Annotated in this window: 10 protein-coding genes; 3 read left to right on the forward strand and 7 right to left on the reverse strand. The window is 52.3% G+C overall.

Annotated elements, in window-relative coordinates; genetic code table 11:
* Nucleotides 1-38: 38 nt before the first annotated feature.
* The 3 genes from ACML7B_RS09550 to ACML7B_RS09560 form a co-directional block, all read right to left on the reverse strand.
* Nucleotides 39-308, reverse strand: a complete 270-nt coding sequence (locus tag ACML7B_RS09550) for an acylphosphatase (protein ID WP_346706969.1) — start codon at nt 306-308, stop codon at nt 39-41.
* 17 nt (nt 309-325) lie between these two features.
* Nucleotides 326-1,258, reverse strand: a complete 933-nt coding sequence (locus tag ACML7B_RS09555; RefSeq protein WP_418540933.1) for a DUF1848 domain-containing protein — start codon at nt 1,256-1,258, stop codon at nt 326-328.
* Between the two features lie 83 nt (nt 1,259-1,341).
* Nucleotides 1,342-1,878: an HD domain-containing protein gene (locus tag ACML7B_RS09560; RefSeq protein ID WP_346706971.1), complete on the reverse strand. Its 537-nt coding sequence runs from the start codon at nt 1,876-1,878 to the stop codon at nt 1,342-1,344.
* Nucleotides 1,879-2,058: 180 nt separating this feature from the next.
* On the opposite strand from ACML7B_RS09560, the gene ymfI reads away from it, so the two are divergent.
* Nucleotides 2,059-2,793 (forward strand): elongation factor P 5-aminopentanone reductase, encoded by a 735-nt coding sequence (ymfI, locus tag ACML7B_RS09565; protein WP_418540936.1) that lies wholly within the window; start codon nt 2,059-2,061, stop codon nt 2,791-2,793.
* Between the two features lie 58 nt (nt 2,794-2,851).
* The gene (locus ACML7B_RS09570; protein WP_418540945.1) at nt 2,852-4,207 is read left to right on the forward strand and encodes an MATE family efflux transporter; all 1,356 of its coding nucleotides are present in this window, start codon (nt 2,852-2,854) and stop codon (nt 4,205-4,207) included.
* Between the two features lie 50 nt (nt 4,208-4,257).
* On the opposite strand, the gene murI is transcribed toward ACML7B_RS09570, so the two are convergent.
* Nucleotides 4,258-5,043, reverse strand: a complete 786-nt coding sequence (murI, locus tag ACML7B_RS09575) for a glutamate racemase (protein WP_346706974.1) — start codon at nt 5,041-5,043, stop codon at nt 4,258-4,260.
* Nucleotides 5,044-5,317: 274 nt separating this feature from the next.
* Here murI and ACML7B_RS09580 point away from each other — a divergent pair, with 274 nt between their 5' ends.
* On the forward strand, nt 5,318-5,638 hold the full coding sequence (locus tag ACML7B_RS09580; RefSeq protein WP_106788774.1) for a DMT family transporter: 321 nt from the start codon (nt 5,318-5,320) through the stop codon (nt 5,636-5,638).
* A gap of 65 nt (nt 5,639-5,703) precedes the next feature.
* On the opposite strand, the gene ACML7B_RS09585 is transcribed toward ACML7B_RS09580, so the two are convergent.
* The 3 genes from ACML7B_RS09585 to ACML7B_RS09595 form a co-directional block, all read right to left on the reverse strand.
* A complete protein-coding gene (locus tag ACML7B_RS09585) occupies nt 5,704-6,330 on the reverse strand; it encodes a hypothetical protein (protein WP_418540938.1) in 627 nt (208 codons plus the stop codon).
* 29 nt (nt 6,331-6,359) lie between these two features.
* Nucleotides 6,360-7,145 (reverse strand): Cof-type HAD-IIB family hydrolase, encoded by a 786-nt coding sequence (locus tag ACML7B_RS09590; protein WP_418540940.1) that lies wholly within the window; start codon nt 7,143-7,145, stop codon nt 6,360-6,362.
* A 166-nt stretch (nt 7,146-7,311) separates the two neighbouring features.
* The gene (locus ACML7B_RS09595) at nt 7,312-8,274 is read right to left on the reverse strand and encodes a DnaJ C-terminal domain-containing protein (RefSeq protein ID WP_418540942.1); all 963 of its coding nucleotides are present in this window, start codon (nt 8,272-8,274) and stop codon (nt 7,312-7,314) included.
* Between the last annotated feature and the right edge of the window lie 187 nt (nt 8,275-8,461).

The following is an 8,461-nucleotide window of genomic DNA, read 5'->3' on the forward strand; positions in this document are numbered from 1 at the left end:
ACCACGTCCCAGATTGAAAAAACCCTGTCCCTTTTTGATCATCTTGCGTCAAATCCGCTCTCTTGCTCCAGCGGGATATCCTTGGTATCGATCCAGTCGATGGTAATGAACGGATTGTGGTTTAGCCCTTCCATCAGCTTGTAGATCAAAGCCTCCCGGCCCTGCACTTCCAGAAGAACAGTTCCGTCCCACTGATTCTCCACCCAGCCGGTCAGTCCCAGCGACCGTGCCAGATGTTTTGCCGTATACCGGAACCCTACCCCCTGCACTCTGCCGTAGAAAGTCATCCGTTTTCTGATGTCTGCCATTCTCCTGCCCTTCTTCCTTACATAAACGCCATATCAAACAGAGAGAGCTGATCGTCCCTTGCGGAAGTCACTTCCCGCTCTGTAAGGATCTCGTCTCCTCTAAGATGTCCGATCAAAAGAGGGGAGTTGTGATCATGCTGCTCATATTTCCTGTCCGCTCCTTCCTGCCCGCTCACCGCATAACAGTAGCGGCAGCCGTTGATACAGGTGTCATACATCCCTACATCTATGCTCTCCACGCAACCGCAGGCTTTCCGCTGGCCTTTGTCTTTCTTTAAGTCCAGCCGGTATCCCGCCAGCTTCTCAAGCTGCTCCCGGTCAATACAGGCTCCCTGACGGATTCCATATCTCGTCAGATCCATTTCCTCTGCGCAGGTATAAACCGGCAGATCATATTTCCCGGCGATCCGTCCGATCCCTTCTGCCAGCGTAAAGATCTCTTCCGGCTCCAGCTCCCGGCAGGCGCTTCCCCGATATTCGTCCACAAAACTGATCACACAGCGGTCCGCCGCCTTATGAAGCCATTCGCACATCATTTCAAAATGCTCCAGATGATAGGAAATGGTATACTTCTCCGACAAAAGAAGCGGATCGAACCTCCAGTTCATCCGCTCTTTTCCCAGCCGCTGGCTCAAGAGCAGAAATGTGGCCATCGCCTCCTCTACATCCGGAACGCCAGGCTCCAGATCCTTCCCATAATCCGTAATGGTATACTGGAAACAGTACCGGTAACCCATGGCGTCCAGTTCCCGCAGATACGGAAGCAGCGGCTCCGGATTTTTGGTCCAGAAAACAATCCCGTCCACCACTTCCGGCGACAGACGGATCCTGCTTACTTTTCTGCGGTTGTACGGATTGGGGACCAGTACCTCGCCCTCTCTCAGCCGGTTCATAAACCACTGAGAATACAGCGCCGGGATGTCGGTCCTTCTGCTCGCGCTGATGATCATGTCCCACTCCTGTCTTCAAGTGGGGACGTGGTATTTTCAAAAATACCACGTCCCAGATTGAAAAAACCCTGTCCCTTTTTATATTATCCGAAATTCTTCCGGATCAGCCGGCAGTATTCTTCATACGCCGGAACTCCTTTAAATCCATCGTTCAGGGCGTCCCTTACTCCCTTGTAATACCAGCCGATGGTGGCTTTATCCTTCATCCGGAAGCGGTTCCACAATTCTTCTCCCGCCACCGGATAATCCCGGTCAATATCCCGCATATTGGAGAGCTTGTCCGCAAGGCCGATCATCTGCACTTCTCTGGGGGCTGTGCGGATGTATTCGATGGTGGCCCGCTTGCGCTCCATCCAGGTCCTGGACTTATCTTCACTCTCCCTGGCAACCATATAGGCCACACGCTCCGAGAATTCCTGGGCCAGGATCCTCTGAGTGACCCCCTCGCAGTCCTCAATGGTGTCATGAAGCACTGCCGCGCTGATCACCTCCTCGTCCTTGGTCATGGTGGAAACGATATCCCCAACCTCAATAGGATGGACGATATACGGCCTCTTGGTCCCTTTGCGGAACTGTCCCTCGTGCGCCTTCGTCGCAAATTCGATTGCCTTGTCGATCATATTCATCTTCCTCTTTTTGTAACCTCCCGAAGTGTTACCTGAGTGATGGTTGACTATCATCTTTAATATATAAATCATACCATCTCCTACTTTAAATAGCAATGATTGTCCGTTATAATTATAATGTCAGGGTCCGGAGAGATCTCTTTTCTCCGGACCACAGATAAAGGAGGTACATTCATGGCGCGAAAAACCATTCTCATCACCGGCTCTTCCCGGGGCATCGGGCGAAGCATCGCCCTTCTCTTTGCCTCCCGGGGATACCATGTATTTCTCAACAGCCATTCTTCCCTGGAAGCCCTGGAGCAGGTCCGGGAAGAGATTGAGCGGCAGGGCGCAGGCGTCTGCACCCTGACCCCCGGAGATGTGGGAGATCCCGGAGACGTAGCGCGCATATTTCAGAAAATAAAAGAAACCTGCGGTCACCTTGATATCCTGGTGAACAACGCAGGTATCGCCCACATCGGGCTTCTTACCGATCTTGACAACCCACAGTGGGACCGGATCATCCGCACCAACCTTTCCTCTGTATTCTACTGCTGCCGGGCCGCTGTCCCCGGCATGGTGGCAAAGAAACAAGGCGCCATCATCAACATTTCTTCTATGTGGGGCACCTCCGGCGCTTCCTGTGAAGTTGCCTACTCTGCCTCCAAAGCCGGAGTCCACGGCCTGACCCGGGCGCTTGCCAAAGAGCTTGCTCCCAGCAACATCCCGGTGAACGCCATTGCCTGCGGCGTCATCGACACGGAGATGAATCATCAGCTTGACGAAGAGGAGCGGGCCGCGCTGGAAGAAGACATTCCCATGGGACGTTTCGGCACTCCCGACGAGATCGCCCAGATCGTCTGGGATGTGGCCACCGCCCCCTCCTACCTGACCGGGCAGATCATCGGGGCCGACGGGGGATACCTGTAAAAAATCCCCCCTCTCCATTTATCAATCCAAAAGAAAGAAGTGATCTACATTGACAACCATACAGACACAGGAAAACCCTCTGGGATATAAACCAATCCCTTCCCTTTTAAAATCATTTGCCATCCCAAGCATCATCGCCATGCTGGTAAGTTCGCTCTACAATATCGTAGACCAGATCTTCATCGGCCAGGGCGTGGGATATCTGGGAAATGCAGCAACCAACGTCTCGTATCCTCTCACCACCATCTGTCTTGCCATCTCCCTTCTCATCGGCATCGGGAGCGCCTCTCAGTTCTCCCTTTACCTGGGAGCAGGCGAGCAGAAGAAGGCAGAATCCGTAGTGGGAAACGGGATCGCCATGATGCTCACATTCGGCATCCTCTATGCGGTACTGATCGAAGTGTTCCTCCATCCCCTTCTGCTGGCATTCGGCGCCACACCGGCCAATCTCTCCTATGCGGAGACCTACTCCCGGATCATCGCCCTTGGCATGCCTTTCCAGGTGGTCACCACCAGTATGAGTAACCTGATCCGGGCGGACGGAAGCCCCCGGTATTCCATGACCTGTATGCTGATCGGCGCCATTGCCAACACCATCCTGGATCCCATCTTCATTTTCATTTTTGATCTGGGTGTGGCAGGAGCCGCCTGGGCCACCATTATCGGCCAGTTCCTCTCCTTCCTGGCAGCCATCGCCTATATCCGCAGGTTTAAGACGGTGGAAGTACGGCTTTCCGATGTGCGCCTGAACCTTCAGGAAACCCTCCGGACTGCTGCCCTGGGGATGAGCAACAGCCTGAATCAGGTAGGGATCACATTGGTGCAGATCGTGCTGAACAACTCCCTTACCTACTACGGCGCTCTCTCGGAATACGGCACGGATATCCCGCTGGCAGCCTGCGGCATCGTCATGAAGACCAACGCCATCCTTCTGGCGGTGATCATCGGCATCTCCCAGGGCTCCCAGCCCATCATTGGCTTTAATTACGGGGCAAGGCAATTTGACCGGGTGCGGGGCACCTACCGGCTGGCCATCACCTGCAACCTGGTGATCTCCACCATCGGTTTCCTTTTGTTCCAGTTCTTCCCCTACCAGATCATTTCCCTGTTCGGCACGGGAGACGCCATGTATTACGAATTTGCCATCCGCTTTATGCGCACCTTCCTCTTCATGGTCATCATCAACGGCGTGCAGCTTCTGTCCTCCAATTTCTTCGCCGCCATCGGCAAGCCCCTCAAGGGACTGGTCCTCTCCATGACGAGACAGGTCTTCTTCCTGATCCCGCTGGTGCTGATCCTGCCCCTGTTCTTTGGCCTGGACGGCATTCTGTATTCCGGGCCGGTGGCAGACTTCATCGCCTTCCTGGTGAGCGTGATCCTGATCCGGAGAGAAATGCACAAAATGCAGTCATAAATTTAATTGGGGACGTGGTATTTTTAAAAATACCACGTCCCCAATTAAATTTAATCGATAGGTAATTGCAGAAGTTTCCAGCTTCTCCTAATCATCTCCGGATCATCCAGGGAATTCTCGATCACCACGCTGCGCTCCCTGGGTTCCTCCCACAAAAGGCCCTGCTCCAGGAGCCGGCGCCGCAGTTCCGCAGCCGTCCCCAGGCTCCCGTCGATCAGATCGATCTTGCGTTCTCCAAGGAATTTCCGCAGATATCTCCGCAGGAAAGGATAATGGGTGCAGCCCAGCACAATAGTCTCTGTATCCTCTGTCAGATAGGGAGTCAGATGTTCCCGGAAATAAGCCTCCAGCGTATCTCCATCCAGTTCTCCGTGTTCCACAAATTCCATCAGCCCTTCACAGGGAACCGGAACCACTTCTTTTCCATTTCTGTAGCGCTCCAGCAACTTGTGGAATTTCTCCTGGCGGATAGTCATAGGCGTTGCCATCACCAGGATTCTTCCCCCGTGATTATGCTCCACCGCCGGCTTCACCGCCGGTTCGATCCCCACAATGGGAAGCTGTGGATAAGCAAGCCGAAGCTTTGCCACCGCCGCACTGGTCGCTGTATTGCAGGCGATAGCCAGTCCCTTGATCCCCCTCTCCAGCAGCATTTCCACCACCTGGAAGGTCAGCCGCCGGATAGTCTCCTGATCCTTGACCCCATAGGGGGCGTTCCTGGAATCTCCATAATAGATAAAATCGTCATAGGGCATGATCCGCAGGGCTTCCTTCAGGACACTTAAGCCCCCCAGCCCGGAATCCATAAATCCTATGGGCAGATTCTTTTTCTCCACGTTTCTTACTTCCTTTCCTCGCCCCGCCAGCAGGGGCTGCAGTCACTCTGCGTTTTATCATACCGGGATTAGCCGGAAAAATCAAGTTTTTACCATGGAAATCTTGACATCCCTCAGGTTCTCTGATACCATATGGACGAAAAATATAAGAAATGAAATTTGCCGCCGGGCAATCAGCGTTGAACCTTGTATCCATAGGCCTTAGAGGATACAGATTTGGCGCTTTTTTTGTGAACGGCAAGACAAAACAAATGAGAAAGAGAGGGAACAATACATGGAATGGATCTTCTTATTTGCAGCCGGACTTCTGGAGGTATTCTGGTCTACCTGCCTGAAGCTTTCGGAGGGCTTCAGCGTGATAAAATTCTCCATTCTCACAGTGATCGGCATGATCTTCAGCTTCCTGTTCCTGGCACAGGCCACCAAGACTCTGCCTCTTGGCACCTCCTACGCCATCTGGACCGGCATCGGCGCACTGGGCGCAGTTATTGTAGGAATCCTGCTTTTTAAAGAATCCTGCAGCCCCGTTCGCCTGCTTTTCGTGGCATTTCTCCTGGTCGGGATCATCGGGCTTAAGGCTACCTCCGGCCATTAGATTCAAAAAGGGACAGGGTATTTTCAATCTGGGACGTGGTATTTTCGAAAATACCACGTCCCCACTTAAACGCGCAGCCGAATAAGGCCGCCTTTCTCCTCATATCCGGTATCCCACAATTCCTTCAGGGAAAATTCTTCCGCCTCTCCATAGGTAGCGGTCTTGATCCTCAAATCTTCTTCCAGATCCTCATACCCAACCAGCAGAAACCAGTGCCAGGTATAATCCTTAAACTGCTTCACATCCTGGTGGCGAAGGAGAAGGCAAGGCACCGGCATCCTATGGTCGATCTGCTCCATAATAAGGGTTCTGGCCTCGTCCACATTTCTCTCTCCGTCAAAAATATCCATATCGATCTGGATCTGGCTTCCGGTCTTCTCATTTATATCCCGGATATATTTCTCAAATCCATCAATAAACCACTGGGGGTTCTTCACGCCCCCTACCCGCGGCCGGATATAGGGCTTCATGATCTGGCTGAAATCTTTATAATCCTGAATAGACAACGAATCCACATCAAAGGGATACAACTCTTTCAATCCCAGAAACCGGGCAAAATAAATACAGCAGTCGCAGGCCGTAGCCGCCCCGCAGCCGCCCATATTCATCACAATATTGGTAAACCAGTCCTGGTTTCCGCCAAATGCCCCTTCAATCCTGAAATACGGGATCTCCTTCCACATCCTTCTCATCACCCTATCCGTCTTAAAATTTGCCGCCCTCAGATCAGGCCATAGTGCAGCAGCGCCTTCTTGATCCCGTCCCGTTCCACCTTATCTGTAACATATTCTGTATAAGGATCCAGCACTGGATCATGATCCCCCATGGCGATCCCATGGCCGCCATACCGAAACATAGGAAGATCATTGGCGCTGTCCCCCACCACATAGATCTCATCCCGATCCAGTCCCAGATACTCCTGCATATACGCGATCGCCGTGGCCTTGGAATATTGCTTCTGGACACACTCATACGTTCCTCCACCTCTGTCGATAGGATCAATGTCTGGTCCAAGCAAATGAAAAAAACGCTGCCTGTCACTTTTCTCATCGGTATAGACAAAGAATTTATCATATAAGAAATCCCGTTCCTCTATGCACTTTTCTTTGCCAACGCCCAGCTCCATAATATACCTTTTCGAATCTTCCAGATCTTTAAACCGGGAGGGCAGACCGGAAAAATACACATTGTCCGTCCCTTCCAGAAACCCCTCGATATCGCAGACCTTCATTGCCTCAATCAGTTCAAGTCCGCGCTCAAAAGGAATCTTGCTTTCCAGCAACAACTGGTCGTGATAGATCAGATAGGTCCCGCAGCCACACAACAGACCGTCAAATCCAAAGGCTGCCACAGCGGCCGGAAGGCAGCAAAGGGTCCGTCCGGTATTGATAAAAATCTTATGTCCATTTGCCCGGGCGCTGCTCAATGCTTCTCTGGCGCTTTCCAGAATTCCTCCCGTATATTCACTGATCAGAGTCCCGTCAATATCAAAAAACAGTGCTGCCATAGTTCCTCCTGTGTTCACAAATCTTCCTTATAGATGATACACAAAAAAAGGCCAAAACACAAGTCCTGCGCTCTTTACGACAAAAACGCAGCCGGCATCTCACCACGGGACTTTTCCCGCCGACTGCCGGCTGCATCTTATTCCTATCTTATCTTCCTGCTCTTTCTTATGCCGCGCTGGCGCTCCCAGATCTTGCGCCGCCCTGGCAGAGCTGCTGGAATTCCCTGAGCTTCTGCCTGGCTTCCGGGCTTAGATTCCTGGGAACCTGAACCTCGATCTTCACATACTGATCCCCATGAATAGAAGGATCTTTCATGGAAACAATGCCCTTGCCTCTCAGCCGGATCTTACTCCCCGACTGGGTGCCTTCCCTGATCTTACACAGCACATTTCCATAAATGGTCTGCACCGTGGCTTCCCCTCCAAGAGCCGCTGTGGTAAACGGGATCCGCAGCGTAGTATAAAGATCCATCCCTTTCCGCTCAAACCCAGGTTTCTCCCCTGCGGTAACCCGCAGCAGAAGATCCCCCGGCTCTCCGCCGCCCATACCCGGGTGGCCTTTGCCTTTCAGCCGGATGGTCTTGCCGCTCTCGATCCCTGCCGGGATCTTCACCTGAAGAGACTGAACACTTCCGTCAGCGCCATTCTCCAGATGGATCACCTTTTCACAGCCAAAGGCGGCCTCGTCAAAGGTAACGGAAATATCCGCGTGAAGATCCTCTCCCCTGCGCCGGTAACCGCGCCGGCCAAAGCTGTCCCCGAATATGTCTCTGAAAAGATCGTCCATATCGCCGCCTTCAAAGTGGAATTCCTGATAACCGCCATTGCTTCCGGATCTCTGGCCGCTCCAATACCTCTGGCCATCTCGCGGATCCTGACCTCCCCAGGCGCCCTGGCTGCCGTCAAATGCGGCATGACCAAACTGGTCGTACAGCTTCTTCTTTTCCTGGTCGCTGAGTACATTATAAGCCTCTGTGACCTCCTTGAACTTCCGCTCTGCCTCCGCATCGCCCGCGTTGGTGTCCGGATGATACTTCTTCGCTAATTTTCTATATGCTTTTTTGATCGCCCCGGCGTCCGCGTCCCTGCCTACCCCCAGGACATCATAGTAATCTCGTTTCTGTGTCATATTATCACCACCTGTTCTACATGTAATATAACACTCATTTCCAGTTCTGTCAATACAATCTGTGAATCACATGTTCTATAATGACTTAAACTTTTCTCTCCTTTGAATATACAAACTCTTCATATTTCTCAATCGTGAGAGGTTTGGAAAACAGATACCCCTGCGCCTCCTTACAGCCTGCTTCCCG

It is taken from the genome of Massilistercora timonensis (assembly GCF_048354975.1).
Classification (GTDB): Bacteria; Bacillota; Clostridia; order Lachnospirales; family Lachnospiraceae; genus Massilistercora; species Massilistercora timonensis.

Excerpts from the sequence above, each read along its gene's own strand:
- ymfI (WP_418540936.1), top strand. The coding sequence starts at position 2,059 with ATGGCGCGAAAAACCATTCTCATCACCGGCTCTTCCCGGGGCATCGGG.
- ACML7B_RS09550 (WP_346706969.1), bottom strand. The coding sequence starts at position 308 with ATGGCAGACATCAGAAAACGGATGACTTTCTACGGCAGAGTGCAGGGG.
- ACML7B_RS09555 (WP_418540933.1), bottom strand. The coding sequence starts at position 1,258 with ATGATCATCAGCGCGAGCAGAAGGACCGACATCCCGGCGCTGTATTCT.
- ACML7B_RS09595 (WP_418540942.1), bottom strand. The coding sequence starts at position 8,274 with ATGACACAGAAACGAGATTACTATGATGTCCTGGGGGTAGGCAGGGAC.
- ACML7B_RS09580 (WP_106788774.1), top strand. The coding sequence starts at position 5,318 with ATGGAATGGATCTTCTTATTTGCAGCCGGACTTCTGGAGGTATTCTGG.
- ACML7B_RS09585 (WP_418540938.1), bottom strand. The coding sequence starts at position 6,330 with ATGAGAAGGATGTGGAAGGAGATCCCGTATTTCAGGATTGAAGGGGCA.
- ACML7B_RS09560 (WP_346706971.1), bottom strand. The coding sequence starts at position 1,878 with ATGATCGACAAGGCAATCGAATTTGCGACGAAGGCGCACGAGGGACAG.
- ACML7B_RS09590 (WP_418540940.1), bottom strand. The coding sequence starts at position 7,145 with ATGGCAGCACTGTTTTTTGATATTGACGGGACTCTGATCAGTGAATAT.